The sequence below is a fragment of the Actinoallomurus purpureus genome (genome assembly GCF_024055795.1).
GTDB classification, from domain to species: domain Bacteria; phylum Actinomycetota; class Actinomycetes; order Streptosporangiales; family Streptosporangiaceae; genus Actinoallomurus; species Actinoallomurus purpureus.
The window spans coordinates 300,355-315,999 of sequence record NZ_JAMXMY010000010.1; the positions used below are offsets into that span (position 1 = coordinate 300,355).

Annotated in this window: 17 protein-coding genes and 1 tRNA gene; 9 read left to right on the forward strand and 9 right to left on the reverse strand. The window is 70.6% G+C overall.

Annotated features, from left to right (window positions below):
* The first annotated feature begins 32 nt into the window (after positions 1 to 32).
* The 3 genes from NE236_RS20800 to pheA all read left to right on the forward strand — a co-directional run bounded on the left by NE236_RS20800 (position 33) and on the right by pheA (position 2,796).
* Positions 33 to 1,283, forward strand: a complete 1,251-nt coding sequence (locus NE236_RS20800) for a glycosyltransferase 87 family protein (RefSeq protein WP_252843699.1) — start codon at positions 33 to 35, stop codon at positions 1,281 to 1,283.
* A complete protein-coding gene (locus tag NE236_RS20805) occupies positions 1,280 to 1,735 on the forward strand; it encodes a DUF4446 family protein (RefSeq protein WP_252843700.1) in 456 nt (151 codons plus the stop codon). Before NE236_RS20800 ends, NE236_RS20805 begins: the two co-directional genes overlap by 4 nt.
* 86 nt (positions 1,736 to 1,821) lie before the next feature.
* Complete coding sequence (gene pheA / locus NE236_RS20810; RefSeq protein WP_252843701.1) at positions 1,822 to 2,796, forward strand: prephenate dehydratase; 975 nt, start codon at positions 1,822 to 1,824, stop codon at positions 2,794 to 2,796.
* 37 nt (positions 2,797 to 2,833) lie between these two features.
* On the opposite strand, the gene NE236_RS20815 is transcribed toward pheA, so the two are convergent.
* Together NE236_RS20815 and NE236_RS20820 are read right to left on the reverse strand one after the other, a co-directional pair.
* Positions 2,834 to 3,871: a hypothetical protein gene (locus tag NE236_RS20815; RefSeq protein ID WP_252843702.1), complete on the reverse strand. Its 1,038-nt coding sequence runs from the start codon at positions 3,869 to 3,871 to the stop codon at positions 2,834 to 2,836.
* A gap of 137 nt (positions 3,872 to 4,008) precedes the next feature.
* Positions 4,009 to 4,848 carry an inositol monophosphatase family protein gene (locus NE236_RS20820; RefSeq protein WP_252843703.1) on the reverse strand — a complete coding sequence of 280 codons (840 nt, stop codon included), beginning with the start codon at positions 4,846 to 4,848 and terminating at the stop codon, positions 4,009 to 4,011.
* Positions 4,849 to 5,011: 163 nt separating this feature from the next.
* On the opposite strand from NE236_RS20820, the gene serS reads away from it, so the two are divergent.
* Both serS and NE236_RS20830 read left to right on the forward strand, forming a co-directional pair.
* Complete coding sequence (gene serS, locus NE236_RS20825; protein WP_252843704.1) at positions 5,012 to 6,271, forward strand: serine--tRNA ligase; 1,260 nt, start codon at positions 5,012 to 5,014, stop codon at positions 6,269 to 6,271.
* Positions 6,268 to 7,086, forward strand: a complete 819-nt coding sequence (locus NE236_RS20830; protein WP_252843705.1) for an HAD family hydrolase — start codon at positions 6,268 to 6,270, stop codon at positions 7,084 to 7,086. The genes serS and NE236_RS20830 overlap by 4 nt, the downstream gene beginning before the upstream one ends.
* 101 nt (positions 7,087 to 7,187) lie before the next feature.
* Here NE236_RS20830 and NE236_RS20835 read toward each other — a convergent pair whose 3' ends face one another.
* Both NE236_RS20835 and NE236_RS20840 read right to left on the reverse strand, forming a co-directional pair.
* Positions 7,188 to 7,724 (reverse strand): bacterial proteasome activator family protein, encoded by a 537-nt coding sequence (locus NE236_RS20835; RefSeq protein ID WP_252843706.1) that lies wholly within the window; start codon positions 7,722 to 7,724, stop codon positions 7,188 to 7,190.
* 12 nt (positions 7,725 to 7,736) lie between these two features.
* On the reverse strand, positions 7,737 to 8,696 hold the full coding sequence (locus tag NE236_RS20840) for an NAD(P)H-quinone oxidoreductase (RefSeq protein ID WP_252843707.1): 960 nt from the start codon (positions 8,694 to 8,696) through the stop codon (positions 7,737 to 7,739).
* A gap of 82 nt (positions 8,697 to 8,778) precedes the next feature.
* Between NE236_RS20840 and NE236_RS20845 the strand changes: the two genes are divergently transcribed.
* Positions 8,779 to 10,824 carry a MinD/ParA family ATP-binding protein gene (locus tag NE236_RS20845; RefSeq protein ID WP_252843708.1) on the forward strand — a complete coding sequence of 682 codons (2,046 nt, stop codon included), beginning with the start codon at positions 8,779 to 8,781 and terminating at the stop codon, positions 10,822 to 10,824.
* A gap of 59 nt (positions 10,825 to 10,883) precedes the next feature.
* Here the strand turns inward: NE236_RS20845 and NE236_RS20850 are convergent.
* The 3 genes from NE236_RS20850 to NE236_RS20860 all read right to left on the reverse strand — a co-directional run bounded on the left by NE236_RS20850 (position 10,884) and on the right by NE236_RS20860 (position 12,232).
* A tRNA-Ser gene (locus NE236_RS20850) sits at positions 10,884 to 10,972 on the reverse strand.
* 168 nt (positions 10,973 to 11,140) lie between these two features.
* Positions 11,141 to 11,797, reverse strand: coding sequence for an MOSC domain-containing protein (locus tag NE236_RS20855; protein WP_252843709.1), 657 nt, complete (start codon positions 11,795 to 11,797; stop codon positions 11,141 to 11,143).
* 108 nt (positions 11,798 to 11,905) lie between these two features.
* On the reverse strand, positions 11,906 to 12,232 hold the full coding sequence (locus NE236_RS20860) for a hypothetical protein (protein WP_252843710.1): 327 nt from the start codon (positions 12,230 to 12,232) through the stop codon (positions 11,906 to 11,908).
* Positions 12,233 to 12,367: 135 nt separating this feature from the next.
* Between NE236_RS20860 and NE236_RS20865 the strand changes: the two genes are divergently transcribed.
* The gene (locus NE236_RS20865) at positions 12,368 to 12,529 is read left to right on the forward strand and encodes a hypothetical protein (protein ID WP_252843711.1); all 162 of its coding nucleotides are present in this window, start codon (positions 12,368 to 12,370) and stop codon (positions 12,527 to 12,529) included.
* Positions 12,530 to 12,562: 33 nt separating this feature from the next.
* Here the strand turns inward: NE236_RS20865 and NE236_RS20870 are convergent, their stop codons facing one another.
* Positions 12,563 to 13,324 carry a M15 family metallopeptidase gene (locus NE236_RS20870; protein WP_252843712.1) on the reverse strand — a complete coding sequence of 254 codons (762 nt, stop codon included), beginning with the start codon at positions 13,322 to 13,324 and terminating at the stop codon, positions 12,563 to 12,565.
* Positions 13,325 to 13,426: 102 nt separating this feature from the next.
* On the opposite strand from NE236_RS20870, the gene NE236_RS20875 reads away from it, so the two are divergent.
* Positions 13,427 to 13,741 carry a hypothetical protein gene (locus tag NE236_RS20875; RefSeq protein ID WP_252843713.1) on the forward strand — a complete coding sequence of 105 codons (315 nt, stop codon included), beginning with the start codon at positions 13,427 to 13,429 and terminating at the stop codon, positions 13,739 to 13,741.
* 11 nt (positions 13,742 to 13,752) lie between these two features.
* Here the strand turns inward: NE236_RS20875 and NE236_RS20880 are convergent, their stop codons facing one another.
* On the reverse strand, positions 13,753 to 14,214 hold the full coding sequence (locus tag NE236_RS20880; RefSeq protein ID WP_252843714.1) for a MarR family winged helix-turn-helix transcriptional regulator: 462 nt from the start codon (positions 14,212 to 14,214) through the stop codon (positions 13,753 to 13,755).
* Between the two features lie 144 nt (positions 14,215 to 14,358).
* Between NE236_RS20880 and NE236_RS20885 the strand changes: the two genes are divergently transcribed.
* Positions 14,359 to 15,351, forward strand: coding sequence for a pirin family protein (locus NE236_RS20885; protein ID WP_252843715.1), 993 nt, complete (start codon positions 14,359 to 14,361; stop codon positions 15,349 to 15,351).
* Positions 15,352 to 15,645: the final 294 nt, after the last annotated feature.

Here is a 15,645-nt window from a genome sequence, read left to right on the forward strand (position 1 = left end):
TGGCACCCCCCGACGTGGGACAGGATGGACCCATGGCTGAGCGAAGGACGAAACGCGAGATCGCGATGGTCGTCGCGGGTCTCGCGATCGTCGTGGCCGCGGTCGGGCCGCTCGCGCTGCACTGGCTGACCAACCCGCCCGACCAGCGGATGGTCGACCTGGACGTCTACCGGTCAGGTGGGCAGGCGGTCCTGCGCGGCGCACCGGTCTACGACTTCATGACCCAGCCGCCGCAACTGCTGCCGTTCACCTACCCGCCCTTCGCCGTGCTGCTGGCGGTGCCGCTCGCCTTCGTCCCGTGGACCGTCGCCCAGTGGCTGTGGGTCGCGCTGGTCCTGCTCGCGCTGACCATCACGGTGCGCTACGCCTTCCGCCCCCTGCTCGACAGGTTCCGTCCCTGGGCGCCGGTGCTCACCGGGGTCATCGTCGCGCTGTGCGCGTACCCCATGCCGCTGCGGGACCAGATCCGGTTCGGGCAGGTCGACGTCTTCCTCGTGGCGATGTGCGTGGCGGACTGCGCCGCGCGGCGGCCGCGCTGGCCCCGCGGCCTGCTCATCGGGCTGGCCACCGCGATCAAGCTGGTGCCGGGCGTCTTCATCATCTACTTCCTCGTCACCGGCCGCCGCCGGGAGGCGGGCACGGCCGTCGCCGGCGCCGCGATCGCAACGCTCGGCACGTTCCTCGTCCTGCCGGTGGACTCCGCCGACTACTGGTTCCGTGCCCTGTTCGACAGCGAACGGCTCGGTTCCAACACCGCCACCACGAACCAGTCGATCCGCGGCATGCTCCTGCGGACCTACCTGCCCGACTCGATCACGGCCGCGCTGTGGCTCGCGTGCGCCGGGCTGATCGCCTACTTCGGCTTCCGCGCCGCGCGGCGTACCGCGCTGGAGGGCGACGAGATCGGCGGCATCGCGATCACCGGGCTGGTGGCGGTGCTCATATCGCCGGTCTCCTGGATCCATCATCTCGCCTGGCTGGTCGTCGTCCTCGGGGCGCTCGCCGGATCCGGCCGGGGCCGCCGCGCGCTGGCGCTCGCGGCCGGGGTGTGGCTGTTCTACGTCCTCACGATCCCGTGGTGGGGCATCACCATGCTCGCCCACCACGTCGGCCCGCGGGCGATCGGCCGCATCGTCCAGGACGCGTACGGCCTGGGGGCCGTCGGGCTTCTCCTCGTGTTCCGTCGCCGACGGCCCGAGAGGGCGGCACCGGTAAGAGAATCTCAACGTGATCGCGTGGACACGTCGCGTCAGGAGCCCCAGGTGGGTACGCTCGGACCGTGATCCTCATCACGCTCGCCCTGACCGGTGTCGGCGTTGGCGGACTCGGTCTCTACACCGGGCTGACCGCCCGGCGCCGCGCCGCGCAGGCCGTCGAGGAATGCGCCGAGATGATGCGTCGCCGCCTGGAGGTCAGTGCGGGCGTCGCCGACAACCGTGCCATCCGTGACGTCGCGATCGTCCACTACGACGCGCTCCGGGAGGAGTCCGGCGGCCTGTCCTTCTCGCTGGCCCTGCTCAACTCCGGCGGTGACGGGATCGTGCTCACTTCCATCAACGGGCGCACCGAGACCCGCACCTATGCCAAGATCGTTCAGAGTGGCCGCAGCCTCCAGTTGCTCTCTCCAGAAGAGGACCAGGTCGTGCGCGCGGCCAAGCTCGGTCAGGGGCCGCAGATCCGGCTCGACGACGGGCGCGACATCGGCGTGAACGGGCGATCCCCCATGTCCACGTGACCCGGGCCCACGGTGCGTTCCAGGCCGAGACCAGCCTTAACCTGGGATGACGCCGGACCTGTACAGCAGTGGCATGAGGGGACTCCGTGATCGACGACAGCCCGCGAGACGAGGCGGCACCGGCCGACCGGCCCGAACGGTTCGCCTACTTCGGCCCTGAGGGCACTTTCACCGAAGCCGCCCTCCTCACTCTTCCCGAGGCCCGGCAGGGCATCCGCGAGCCGTTCTCCACGGTGCCGATGGCCCTCGACGCGGTCCGCCGCGGCGACGCGGCCGCCGCGATGGTGCCCCTGGAGAACTCCGTCGAAGGCCCCGTGACCACGACCGTCGACGAGCTCGCCGACGGCGACGTGCTGCTCATCACCGGCGAGGTCCTCCTTCCCGTCGAGTTCGAGCTGCTCGTCCGGCCGGGCACCGCGATGGAGGACATCAAGAACATCTGCACCCACCCGCACGCGCACGCGCAGTGCCGTCGCTGGATCGCCCGTACGCTCCCGCATGCCCAGGTGGCGACCGGGACGTCCACCGCCGGTGCCGCCATGGCGGTCGCCGACCCGACCTCGGGCTACGACGCCGCGATCGCCGCGCCCATCGCCGGTGAGCGGTACGGCCTGGTGGCCGCCGCGCGGAGCATCGCCGACCGCCCCGGCGCGGTCACGCGGTTCGTCCTCGTCCGGCCGCCCGGCCCGCCCGCCGCCCCCACCGGCTTCGACCGCACGTCGCTGATGGCCTACCTCACCGACGATCATCCGGGAGCGCTGCTGGAGTTCCTGACGGAGTTCGCGGTGCGCGGCGTCAACCTGACGCTCATCCAGTCCCGGCCGACCGGTGACGGCTTCGGCCGCTACCGCTTCTGGATCGACTGTGAGGGCCACGTCGCGGACGCACGGGTCGGCGAGGCGCTCATCGGCCTGCGCCGCATCTGCTCCGACGTGCGCTTCCTCGGCAGCTACCCACGAGCCGACCACGGGCGCACCGAGATCCGCCGTGGCACCCACGACAGCGACTTCGCCGAGGCGTCCGCCTGGCTGCACGCCATCCGCTCCGGCCACGACCTGTGACCCCGGGCCCTGCCCGGGGCCACCGCCGTGATCCGTCCTACCTGACGTCGACGTAGTCGCCGCTGGTGGCGATCGGCAGGTACGGGTCCTTGCGCAGGGCCGTGGCGTACCAGGTGCCGTCCCTGGCGGCCTTGAACTTCTTCTGCCACCGCCCGTATCGGTCGGAGGTCACCGTCGCCATCTTGGTCATGGCCGTCGAACCGGACTTTTTGAAGTAGACGGCCACACTGACCCCCTTCAACGGGCGCCAGGTCTTCGTCTTCGCGTACCACTGCAGGGTGCCGCGGACCGTCAGCGTCCTCCCCTTCTTCACCGGCTCCGGCCCGGCGTCGAACCCGACGATCCGGGTCCGGTAGTAGGAGAGGAACAGGGGGGCGCTCGAGGCTTGGGCGGTCCGGTAGGGGCCGGTCCCGCCGTCGTAGTCGTCGACCAGGATGCGTCCGTTGGATCCGGGAATGGCGACCGGAATCTGGTACGTCCCATCGGACGTGGAGTGCGTGGTGGCGATCGGCTCGGGAGACTGCGTGTCGCTCGGGACATAGAACACCCGCACCGGCTGACTCGGCACGACGACCCACGAGCCGTCCGGCCGTACTCGCTCGACGACACCGGAGACGGTGACCTTGTCGCCGATGAACTGCGGCTTCGGCGCGAGACTCATCGAGATCCGGCTGGCGACCTGAATGGGGTAGACCTGGACGTCATTCGACGTCGCGTAGTAGTAGTTCGATCCGGACGGCGGCTCGTACCGCATGACCAGCGACCCGACGTGGGCGTAGTTCACCGATCCGGAGAAACGACCGTCACCGTCGGTCGTCGTCGTGCCGAGCGGGACCCAGGTGAGGCGGTTCTCCTCCTGTAGCGACACGGTGGCCCCGGCGAGCCCGTGCTCGGTGCCGCCAGCGTCCTTGTAGACCAGGCGTCCCTGGTACGTCCGCGGGTGGTCGATGTCCGACTGCAACGGGGTGACGCCGAACTCGGTGAACTGTGTCCGGATCGATGCGGCGTGGGCAGTGCCGGGTACGGCGAGCGCGGCCATCGCCAGGCCGGCGACGATCGCCAGCGATCTGCGCATGCGGTGTTCCTCCGATGAGATGTCGTCGTGGCCCACGCATCATCCACCGGCGGCGAGTGCATGATCAATTCGTTCGATCGAGCGGGAAAACCGGGCAGGATGCTCGGTGAACGCAGCCCCGAAGCCGAACGATTCGCCTAAACGGCGCTCCTGCCGTCGCCTTCACCGAGGGTTTCGTCCGGCGGGCGGGAGAGCAGCGCCAGCACCTCGTCGTGCAGGAGTCCGTTGGTGACGACGGCGCAGTTCCGGTCGATGCGGGGCTCGCCCGCCAGGTCGCTGAACCGTCCGCCGGCCTCCTCGACGATCACCTGGATCGGGGCGTTGTCCCAGATCTTGGCCCGGGGGTTGAGGCTGACGTCGCAGCGGCCCTCGGCGACCAGCATCTGGCCCCAGAAGCAGGCCGAGGCGAACTCATAGCGCGCGGCCTTCGACAGCTGGATGAGCCCGGGCACGAGACCACGCCGCTCCCAGTGGTCCAGCGCGGCGTACGAGAGGTGGACGTCGGCGAGGTCGTCGACGTCCGACACGCGCATGCGCCTCGCGGACTGCGCACCGTCGGCGCCGTTCCAGGGCGGCCCGCTGGTGTGGGCGCCCTGACCGCGCGACGCCCACCAGCGGCGGCCCATGGCGGGAGCCGACACCACGCCGACGGTGATCCGCCCCTGTTCCTCCAGCGCGATCAGGGTCGCGAAGACCTCGATGCCCCGCGTGTAGTTGTCCGTGTGGTCGACGGGGTCGAGGATCCATCGGCGACCTTCCCCCGGCGTCTCGTCGAACTCCTCACCGACGATGCCGTCGCCCGGCCGGTGCTCGGCGATGAGCGATCGCAGCGCGCGCTCGGTCGCGAGGTCCGCCTCCGTCACCGCCGACCGGTCCGGCTTGGTCCGTACGTCGAGGTCGGCGTGCCGGAACCGGCTCATCGTGATCGTGTCCGCCCGGTCCGCAAGGAACAGTGCGAAGGAGAGGTCGTCGTCCATGCCCGTGACTCTCCCATCCGCGCCGCACCGGCCGGTGAACGGACGGCGCATCGCCGACGACATCGTCGCCTCACCGCCCGTCGCGCGGCCACCTTCGGCATCGGCTCCGGGATGATCGGTTATTGGGTCGGTGCGGGGCGGGCCGGGCGGTAGCCTCGTCTCTGTGATTGACCTGCGAGCCCTTCGAAACGATCCCGACCGGCTGCGCGCGAGCCAGCGCGCCCGGGGCGAGGACGAGGCCGTCGTCGATGCGCTGCTCGATCTGGACGAGCGGCGCCGTTCCGCGCTGAACGCCTTCGAGTCGCTGCGCGCGGAGCAGAAGAGTTTCGGCAAGTCGGTGTCGAAGGCGCAGGGTGAGGAGCGTCAGAAGCTGCTCGCCCGGGCCAAGGAGCTCGCCCAGCAGGTCAAGGAGGCCGACGCCGAGGCGCAGCGGCTCGACCAGGAGCTGCAGACCGTCCTTCGAACCGTGCCGAACATCGTGGAGGAGGGCGCGCCCGCCGGCGGCGAGGAGGACTACGTCGTCCTGGAGACGGTCGGCACGCCGCCTGCGTTCGACTTCGAGCCGAAGGACCACCTGGAGCTCGGCGAGCGGCTCGGCGCCATCGACATGGAGCGCGGGGCGAAGGTGTCGGGCGCCCGGTTCTTCTTCCTGACCGGGGTCGGCGCGCAGCTGCAGATGGCGCTGCTCAACCTCGCGATGGAGCAGGCGATCGAGGCCGGGTTCATCCCGATGATCCCGCCGGTCCTGGTGAAGCCGGAGGCCATGGAGGGCACCGGGTTCCTCGGCGCGCACGCCTCGGAGGTCTACCACCTGCCCGAGGACGACCTGTACCTCGTGGGCACCTCCGAGGTGCCGATGGCCGCGTACCACCGCGACGAGATCGTCAATGCCCTGCCCCGGCGCTACGTCGGCTGGTCGTCCTGTTTCCGGCGGGAGGCCGGCTCGTACGGCAAGGACACGCGCGGCATCATCCGGGTGCACCAGTTCGACAAGGTGGAGATGTTCTCCTACTGCGATCCGGAGGACGCGCATGAGGAGCACCTTCGCCTGCTGAACTGGGAGAAGGAGATGCTCGCCAAGGTCGAGCTGCCCTACCGCGTGATCGACGTCGCGGCGGGCGACCTGGGCACGAGCGCCGCCCGCAAGTACGACTGCGAGGCCTGGGTGCCGACGCAGAGCCGTTACCGTGAGCTGACCTCGACCTCCAACTGCACGGAGTTCCAGGCGCGCCGGCTGTCCGTCCGCTTCCGCGACGACGATGGCCGGACCCGTCCGGTGGCGACGCTGAACGGCACGCTGGCCACGACGCGGTGGATCGTCGCGATCCTGGAGAACCACCAGCAGGCCGATGGTTCGGTGCGTGTCCCGCAGGCGTTGCGCAAGTACCTCGGCCGTGAGGTGCTCGAGCCCGTGGCGCGATGACCCGTCCGCGGGTGGTCGCCACGGACCTGGACGGCACCGTCGTTCGCAGTGACCATACGGTGTCCGAGCGCACCGTGGCGGCGTTCGCCCGCGTCGAGCGGGCGGGTGCCGTGCTCGTGCTGGTGACGGGCCGCCCGCCGCGCTGGATGCGGCCCGTCGCCGACGCGGTCGCGCACCGTGGGCTGGCGATCTGCGCGAACGGCGCGATCGTGTACGACCTGCACACGGAGCAGGTCGTCGACACGCACCTCATCCCGGTCGACGCGCTCCGTACGGCCGTAGAGGTGCTCGGCGAGGCACTGCCGGGGCTCGGCTTCGCGGTGGAGAACGGCGACGGTCTCGCCTACGCCGACGGCTTCCCGCTGTCCTACTGGGACTCCCGTACGCCGCGGACCCCCGTCCCGATCGACGAGCTGGTGGCGCGGCCCGCGGCCAAGCTGCTCGCCCGGCATCCGGAGCTGGCGGCCGACGCGCTGCTCGCCGAGGCGGTGAAGCTGGTCGGCGGCGTCGTTCTGCCCACCCACTCCAACGGCGACCGGCTGATCGAGATCAGTGCGCTCGGGGTGTCGAAGGCCAGCACGCTCGCCGAGCTGTGCACGCGCCACGGCGTCGACGCGGCCGACGTCGTCGCCTTCGGCGACATGCCGAACGACCTGCCGATGCTGAACTGGGCGGGCCGGGCGTACGCCGTCGCGAACGCGCACCCGGAGGTGCTGGCCGCCGTCGACCACAAGGTGGCCGCCAACGACGAGGACGGCGTCGCCCGGATGATCGAGGAGCTCTTCCCGGAGGACCAGGCCCGCGTCACTGGGTGAAGAAGGACGGCGGGTGGTGGCACAGCGTGGCAGACGCCACCGGCGGCCGACGGGGACCGGCTTCTCGCCGGTCCCCGTCGTGGGCGTACGGACCGGGCCGGTCAGAGGTACGGGCCGGAGGAGCGGCCGTTGTCCGACTCGTCCTGCTGCGGGATGACGCCCGGAGGAAGGGCCCGCCGCATCTGCTCCAGCTGGGCGCGGGCGGCCATCTGCTGGGCGAACAGCGTGGTCTGTATGCCGTGGAACAGCCCTTCGAGCCAGCCGACGAGCTGCGCCTGGGCGACGCGGAGCTCGGCCTCGCTCGGGGTGACGCCGTTGTCGGTGAACGGGAGGGAGATCCGCTCCAGCTCCGCGATCAGCTCAGGGGCGAGGCCGTCCTCGAGCTCCTTGATCGAACGCTGGTGGATCTCCGCCAGGCGGGCCCGGCTGGCCTCGTCGAGCGGCGCGGCGCGCACCTCCTCCAGGAGCTGCCGGATCATGCTGCCGATGCGCATGACCTTGGCGGGCTGTTCGACCATCTCGGTGATCGGTCGTTCCTCCGACTCGCCCTCGCCCGTGGTCTCCCCGGCCCCGAGGGGCAGGCCGTCCGGGCCGACGACGACGATCTGCGGGTCTTCGCTGCTCAGTGGATTGTTCATAGATTCCCAGTCTCACACCGTTAGAACGATCTTTCCGACGTGCCCGCCGTCCTCCATCACGCGATGCGCCTCGGCGGCCTCCGCCATGGGCAGCGTACGGTCCACGACGGGGCGTACGGCGCCGGACTCGACCAGCGGCCACACGTGCTCGCGGACCGCGGCGACGATCTGGGCCTTCTCCTCCAACGGCTGGGCGCGCAGTGAGGTTGCGTGGACCGCCGCCCGTTTCGTCAGGAGCGTGCCGAGATCGAGCTCTCCTACCCGGCCGCCCTGCAGTCCGATGACGACGAGCCGGCCGCCGGTGCCCAGGGCCTCGATGTTGCGGGGGAGGTACTCGGCGCCGATGTTGTCCAGGATCACGTCGACGGGCCGGGCCGCCTGGACGAAGTCCTCCGTGCGGTAGTTGATGGCGACGTCCGCGCCGAGCCGCCGGCACTGCTCCAGTTTCTCCGCGCTGCCGGCCGTGCACAGCACCCGCGCCCCGTGCGCCTTGGCGAGCTGGATCGCCATCGTCCCGATCCCGCCGGCGCCGCCGTGCACGAGGAACGACTCGCCGGGACGGAGCCGGGCCAGCATGAACACGTTGGACCACACGGTGCAGGCGATCTCGGGCAGCGCGGCGGCCTCGACCAGGCTCAGGCCGCGCGGGACCGGCAGGAGCTGGCCCGCGGGCACGGCGACGCGGGTGGCGTAGCCGCCCCCGCTGAGGAGCGCGCAGGCCTCGTCGCCCACCTTCCACCCGGTGACGCCGGCACCGACCGCGGCGACGCGCCCGGACGCCTCGAGGCCCGGATACTCCGGTGCCCCTTCCGGCGGCGGATAGAATCCACGCCGTTGCATGAGATCGGCGCGGTTGACTCCCGCCGCAACGACGTCGAGCACCACCTCGTCATGGCCGGCGACGGGGTCCGGGACCTCGGTCCAGCGCAATACGTCGGGGTCGCCCGGTTTTTCGATGACGATGGCATGCATGGGTTTGACGGTACCCGGGGATGCTCAAGCGACACGGTATTGGTCAAGGCCTGTGGTGGCTTAGGCTGCGGATGAACATATCGTGTTGATTCATCCACTGCGCGTCCGCGAGGGGGACCTGGTGGCCAAGAACGATCAGGATAAAACGGGCCGTTCCCTTGAGGAACAGCTCGCGTCTCTTGATGCCATGAACAGCGAGTCCGCCGAGCCGCGGGACGACGCGGCGGAGGAGGATCCGGCCCCGGCCAATCCCTGGACGAACACCCCTCCGGCGCCGACGTTCCCGGCGTCGTCCCCCGATCCGTCGGCGCAGCCGTCCGGTGAGGGGCAGCCGCCGTACGGCTTCGGGGCCCCGGGGTACCCTCCGCCGCCGGACTTCGGCGCGCCCCCGCAGTACCCGAGCGCGCCGGCCGCGGAGTACGGCCCCGCCTTCGCGCCGTTCCCGACGCAGGGTTTCGGCCCCGTCTCCGCGCAGGACGCGCAGGACACCGGGGCGCCCGACCAGCGGGGCGGCGCGCAGCACCCTGGCGAGGGTTCCGCGCAGCCGTACGACGCGGGCCCCGCCGATCCGGACGACGGCTCCGCGCCGTACGACGTGCAGCAGCCGTCCCCGCCGGCCGAGCCGGAGGACGATCAAGGCGTCGCCGACGCCGAGCGCACGCAGCTGGTGGAGCAGCAGCGCCCCGCCGCCGAGGCCACCCAGGCCGACGGGTTCGAGATGTACGGCGACGGGGGCTACCCCGGTTATCCGCAGTACTCCGCTCCGGCGTTCGGCGGCCCACCGCAGTATTCGCCGCCGCCGACCGGTTACCCGGTCCCTGGAGCGGAGCAGGGGCAGCCCTATCCGGACTACGGGCCGCAGTACCCCGGAGCACCCGACTACGCGGCCCAGTACCCCGGTCGGCCGCCGGGTCCCGAGCAGCAGGAGCCGCGTTTCCCCGGCCCGCCGCCCACCGACCACCCGGGGCAGTCCTACGCCCCACCGCCGTACGGCCGGCAGCCCGAGGCCGCTCCGTACGGCCGGCAGCCGGAGGCCCCGGGCTTCCCGCCGCAGCCCGAGGCGCCGCCGTACGGCCGTCAGCCCGAGGCGTTCGCCTACGGTCGGCAGCCGGAGGCGCCCGCGTACGTCCAGCAGCCCGACGAGGGGCCGCCCTTCGCGCCGCTGCCGGAGGCGTACGGCCAGCCGCAGAGCGGTGCGCAGACGGCCGACAGCCTCAGCGCCGACACGCTGCTGCGCGGCCGTCGGCAGGCGCCCGCCAACGGCTGGCGCCGCGCCCTGTACAAGGCGTCCGGTGGGACCATCCACCCCGGCGAGTCCCCGGCCGAGCTGCGCCGCCGCGAGCTGCTGGCCCGTGCCCGCACCCCGGTGGCCGGCGGCCACCATCGGGTCGCGGTGATGAGCCTCAAGGGCGGCGTCGGGAAGACCACCACGACGGTCGGCCTGGGCGCCACGCTCGCGTCGCTGCGCGGCGACCGGGTGATCGCGGTCGACGCCAACCCCGACCGGGGCACGCTGTCGGACAAGGTCCGGCTGGAGACCGCGACGACCGTCCGCGACCTGCTCAACGAGCACGAGCAGATCCAGCGGTACGCCGACGTGCGGGCCTACACCTCTCAGGCCTCCTCCCGGTTGGAGGTGCTCGCCTCCGACCGAGACCCGGCGGTGTCCGAGGCGTTCAGCGAGCAGGACTACCGCACGGTCTCCCACGTCCTGGAGCACTTCTACTCCATCTGCCTCACCGACTGTGGCACCGGACTGCTGCACTCGGCGATGGCGGGCGTCCTCGGCCTGGCCAACCAGCTCGTGCTGGTCAGCTCCCCGTCGGTGGACGGCGCCCGGTCGGCCTCGGCGACGCTCGACTGGCTGGAGGCGCACCACTACGGCGAGCTGGTCCGAAACGGGGTCGTCGTGCTGTCGATGGTGCGGTCCCGGAGCAGGAGCACGGTCGACCTCGACCGCCTGCAGGGCCACTTCGAGAGCCGCTGCCGCGCGGTCGTCCGCATCCCGTACGACCCGCACCTGGAGGAGGGCGCCGAGGTGGAGCTGGAGCAGCTGTCCGCCGCCACCCAGGACGCCTACCTGGTCCTGGCCGCGACGGTCGGCGACGGCTTCGCCTGGCCCCGCTGAGGTCGCCGCGAGAACGCGAAAGGCCGTCGCCCCTTACGGGCGGCGGCCCTTTCGGTCGGCGGAGGGTGTGGGATTCGAACCCACGAGGACTGTCCCCAGCCCTGGGCGCTTTCAAGGCGCCTGCACTCGTCCACTATGCGAACCCTCCAGGCGATGACCACCATAGCGGGCCGGACGGGGCCACGCGCGCGGGACGCGTGTCCCCAGGCTGTGGACGGCGGCCGCGGTCGGCGAGCCGGTGCGCGCGTCGCGATGCACAGGCGTGGACGGCGGTCGCATCCGGTTGTGCGTCGCGGTGCACAGGGTGTGGACAGGGTCAGGGCCGGCCCGTGCGCCGGCTCACGCGCTGCTTCGTCTCCTCCGGCAGGGCGGCGGCCGCCGCCAGCCTCGGGAGCAGGTCGGGTTCGGACGTGAGGGCGCGGAAGGTCAGCGCGACCGTCACATCGTGCGCCGGCCGGTGCTCGACCGTGATCCGGTCCCCGGCCTGGATCTCGCCCGGCTCGATCACCCGAAGGTACGCACCGGGCACGGCGGACCGGATGAAGCGCTTGGTCCAGCCCTGGTCCCCTATCCAGCCCTGGAAGGTGGAGCAGGGGATGCGCGGGCACGAGACCTCGAGCACGACCTGCTCACCGACGCGCCAGCGCTCGCCGATCAACGCGCCGTTCACGTCGAGGCCGGACGTGGTGAGGTTCTCGCCGAAGGCGCCGTCGGGGAGCTCGCGCCCGAGTTCCGCCGCCCAGCGGTCCAGGTCCTCGCGCGCGTAGGCGTAGACCGCCTGGTCGTCGCCGCCGTGGTGCTTGACGTCATACACACGATCTCCGGCGAGGCCGACGGCGCCGGTGCCCTTGGGGCCCGGCGCCGTGACCGCGACCGGTCCGTCGACGGGGCGTTTGTCGATGCCCGTGGTCCCCGTGTCCTTCCAGGGGTTCGACCGTGGCCTTCCGATGTTGACCGAGACGAGGAGCGCCATGGTCGAACGGTAAGCGGACCGGCGCGGTGACCGCGACCGATTTGTAATCGCGCGGGCGCCGCCGAGTCGACGGGCGGCCAACCCGTTCCGGTGATCGACGACGGGGTGTCATCCCTCCGGTGGCCAGTGCCGCCAGTCGAACGCCTCCCGCCATCCCGGGGCGTCGGCCGCCCAGGCGGTGAGGACCTCATGGACCTGCCACAGGTCGACGGCGACGGCCTCGAAGTGACGGTCCGCCGCGCCCTCGCGGTACTCCAGGGCGAACGTCCCGTCGATCTCGCGGTAGACCTGCATGTAGTGCTCGGCGAGCCGGTCCACGATGAGGTACTGGTTGCCCGGGCCGAGCTCGTCGAGCAGCCGGAGGAGCAGGGTGCCGGAAGGGGCGTCGTACGCCGCGCCGCGCGCCGTTTCGGCGCGCAATTCCGATCCGCCCATGCCTGTCACGTTATGTGACGTTTCCAGGCTTTAAAAGCGACGCTCCGGCCCTTCTGTCCACCCTTGCGGCGCCTCGTCCCCGCGGATGTCGCAAAAGTTCGATGACCTCGTTGTACCTCCACTATGGTCACGAGCATGCCGAAAAACGAACAGGATCCCGCGGGCAACACCCAGCAGTTCCGGGCGTTCGCCAACCGGGGAGAGTCCGCGTCGTCCGGCCCGAACACCGGGCTGATCGTCGGTGGCGGGGTCGTCCTGCTGGTGCTCATCGTGGTGGTCGCGCTGCTCGTCGTCTGACGACAGCGTCCCTGACACGCGACCACGCGCGGGTCAGCGGCCGTTCGCCGAGAAGTGCTGGAAGTCCCAGGGCCCGCCCCAGGTGCCGCCCCAGCCCCAGCCGATCGAACGGAAGGCCCGGACGACCTTGTCGCCGGCGTGGATCACGCCGGGATCCATGCGCTTGCGGTTGCCGTACTTCACGCAGCGTGGATGCTCGATGTGGCCGTTCGCGTGGACGTAGGGGTTTTCGCACGTGTTGACGTCGACGGCGAGTCCGTACGCGTGCTGTGACCAGTTGCTCGAACCCGTCGCGTTACGGCAGTTGAACGCCGAGGTGTTGTCGGCCTCGATCGACTGGAAGTCGCTGCCCTTGTACTTGTCGACGAGCTCCATGCGCCGGATCGGGTAGCGGGCGTCGTACAGCTTGTGGAAGACGCTCACGATCTTCGTGGCCACGCCGGCGTTGACGATCAATTCGCCCTGGTGCGGCTTGTGGTCCATGCCCCAGTACGTCATCCGGATCAGCCGGAGACCGTCGATCCCGACCGGGCACCCGGAGTGCCAGGAGTACTTCACCGTCGCGCGCGACGGGATCTTCGTGATCTTCGCGGTGAAGGCCTGCGGTTTCGCCGGCGTCGAAGCCGCGGTCGCGGACGGGGAGGACGTCGGGGTGGCGGCCCCCTGGGTCATCGAGGCCGGCGACGTCACCGGCGCGGCCGGTGGGCGGGCCGCGTCCGACGATCCTCCGCCGCAGGCCGAAAGAGTGAGGGCCGCACCACCCAGAACGGCGGCGGCCAGGGTCAGGCGTTCCATAACGGAAGGATTACATGCGGTGGCCGATGCTTCGTCCGAAATCGACGAGCGAATTAGGCTGCCGCTACGGCCGGGAGGGCCGATCATCCGCGAGGACCGATCATGACGGAAACAAGCGACAAGCGGCGGCCGCCCCTCGGTATGCGCGAGATAACCGCCGTCGGCAGCGGGCTCGGCACGTTCATCCTCGTCGACTCGATCATGATGTACTCCGCCTTCGAGATGAACGTCATGGGCGGCAAGAATTTCAGCCTGCTGTCCCAGGCCCTGGCGCTGCTCCTGCTGGCGTTCGGTCTCGGTGGCTTCCTGGCCTGGAAGATGACCGGCTTCACGCGGCTGTACGGCGTCGGGCTCATGTGCGGCTGGACCTTCATGACGCTGTTCTCGCTCGGCTTCTGCACCGGGCTGAACACATGAGCAGCCGGGGACTAGCGCACCTTGCCGACCTGCTCGGCGACGGCGCTGAACGCCCGGCCGATGGCCTCGAGGTCCTCGGGGTCGATCACGTCGACGAAGAACTCGCGTACGGTGGCGACGTGATCACGCGCGGCCTGCTCCAGGAAGGCGAACCCCTTCTCGGTGAGCTCGGCGTTGACCCCGCGCTTGTCGGCGCCGCAGGTGCCGCGCGCCACGAAGCCCTTGCACTCCAGGCGGGCGACGGTGTGGGAGAGACGGCTCCGCGACTGGCTCGCGTACTCCGCCAGCTCGGCCATGCGCAGCCGCCGGTCGGGGGCCTCGGACAATCGCACGAGGATCTCGTACTCGGCGGTGGCCAGCCCGTGCTTGGCCTTCAGGTCCCGGTCGAGGAGGTCGGCCAGCCGGACGCTGCCTTCGATGTAGGCGCGCCAGTCGCGTTGTTGTGCGGCATCGAGCCAGCGCGGTTCGCTCATGCCTCCATCATACAGAGTGATTGAATTTTCAACAAGAATCCCTTACGGTGGCGAGCAGCCCTTCGACGTGCCGGTGCATGGGTGCGGCGGAATAGTTTAATCTTCAATCACGTTGCAGGGGTCGTATCCACCAAGGAGGTTCCGATGCCTGCCGTGACCGCCGATCCGCTGACCCTGACCCGGCTGCCCCGTCTCCCGGAGCAGGAGACCGCCTGGCGACCGGTTACCAAGATCGTCACCGCCTCGAAGCACCTCGAAGGGGAGGGCTTCCAGGTCCGCCGGCCGTTCCCCGGCATCGACCTGTCGCTCGCCGACCCCTTCCTCCTGCTGGACCACATGGGAGCCGTGGATTACGGCCCGGGCGAGGCCAAGGGCACACCCTGGCACCCGCACCGCGGATTCGAGACCGTGACGTACATCATCGACGGTGCCTTCCAGCACCAGGACACCACCGGCGGCGGCGGGCTCATCACCGACGGCGCCACCCAGTGGATGACCGCGGGTGCGGGGATCCAGCACATCGAGCAGCCCACGCCCGAACTGGTCGCCAAGGGCGGCCTCTTCCACGGCGTGCAGCTGTGGGTGAACCTGCCGCGCGCCCAGAAGCGCGTGCCGCCGCGCTACCAGGACATCGGGTCGCGTGACGTGGCCCTGCTGACCAGCGACGACGGCTCATCCGTCGTCCGGGTCATCGCCGGCGAGCTGGCCGGGCACCAGGGGCCGGGCGTCACGTACACCCCGATCACCTACCTGCACGCGACCGTCGCACCCGGCGCCCGGCTGACCCTGCCGTGGCCGCGGGACTTCAACGCGCTGGTGTACGCCCTGTCGGGACGCGGCCAGGCGGGCCCGGACGGGCGTCCGGTGGACGAGGGCCAGCTGGCCGTCTTCGGCAAGGGCGACGCGCTGACCGTGACGGCGGCCGACTCGCAGCCCCTCGCGAGCAGTAATGGCTGGGAGATCCTCGTCCTGGGCGGCCTGCCGATCCGCGAGCCGATCGCGCGGTACGGCCCGTTCGTGATGAACACCCGTCAGGAGATCACCGAGGCCTTCGAGGACTTCCAGGCGGGCCGCATGGGCACCGTCCCCGCCGAGAAGATCCCGCACCGCAGCGCCGCCGACGAGCGGCTGTCCTGACCTCGCCGCGTCGGCCGCAGTGATCGGGTGGCGCGCAGAGATAGGCGGCGCCCAGAAGAGATCGCAACTGTAGCGATCATGCGTCAACCAGGGCGGGACAACCGACGAATACGCCAAGAAGGACGGGACTACGTCAGGTCAGCTGGGACGCAACACCTGAGTGTCGCTAGCGGGCGAGGGTCTTCGTTCTGCGCTTTCTCGTCAAACGGGAAAATTCCCGTGTGACGAGAAAGCGCAGAACGAGGGCAGGCGTCCCGGACGGGAAAGCGTCCCGTAATCCGCCCCGAGTACGTG